Annotated in this window: 2 protein-coding genes; both read left to right on the top strand. The window is 33.2% G+C overall.

From position 1 onward, the window contains the following. Positions 1-554 (top strand): transposase (locus ACYSNV_RS12405; protein ID WP_461762849.1); only part of this gene is annotated, 554 nt, incomplete at its 5' end. Then, a partial coding sequence (locus ACYSNV_RS12400; protein ID WP_461762850.1) for an IS3 family transposase occupies positions 554-837 on the top strand: 284 nt, incomplete at its 3' end. The genes ACYSNV_RS12405 and ACYSNV_RS12400, both read left to right, overlap by 1 nt.

The raw sequence follows: 837 nt of genomic DNA, 5'->3' as shown, positions 1-837 counted from the left end.
GGGCATTTTTTATGAGTAGAAAACAGAATTATCAGTTTGATTTTAAACTTAAACTAGTGGAACTAGTCGTTAAGCAAGGGTACACAGCTCATTTGGTTTGTAGAGAATATAAAGTCTCCGCTGCTACTTTTGACTTTTGGTGTAAGCAATATCACTATCATGGAGCAAAAGGTTTGGAAAAACCTTCTGTTTCTAAGAGTTTTAATACGGAAGAAAAATTAGTTATTTTACAAGATTATCAAAGAAGTGGTTTATCTTTGATATCTATCGCAGCTAAGTATGGAATTGGAAATTACAGTAGTATTGCCCAATGGAAAATGAAGTTAGATACATTGGGATATAAATCTCTAGAGGATAGTCGCGGTAAACATTTTAGAAACAGTAAAACACATACCAAGATGACTAAGAAAAGTAATATTCCAGGGATAAAAGATTCAATGACAGATTTAGAAAAGTTGAGAATCGAGAATGAATATCTTCGCGCAGAAAATGATTATCTAAAAAAGTTGGAAGCCTTGGCTCAAAGCAAGCAAGCCAAAAAGAAAAAGCCGTAATAATTACGGAGCTAAGGCGCAAACATAAACTAGAGTACTTACTACACTTAGCTGGGCTAGCTCGTAGTACTTATTATTATCACACTAAGAGTATAAATTTTCTGGATAAACATGCTGAATTAGGTAAACATGTAACTCGTATATTCAAGAAAAACAGAGGGTTATATGGATATAGAAGAGTTACTCTGCTTCTTAGAAAAGAACTCAAGACAGCTGTAAACTTTAAAACAGTCGCAAAACTAATGAAACAATTAGGCCATAAAAGCGTAATTAGAGTTAAGAA

It is taken from the genome of Myroides sp. LJL119, from assembly GCF_054871605.1.
Note: the sequence above shows the minus strand (reverse complement) of the source record. Positions and strands in the feature narration are given on the sequence as shown.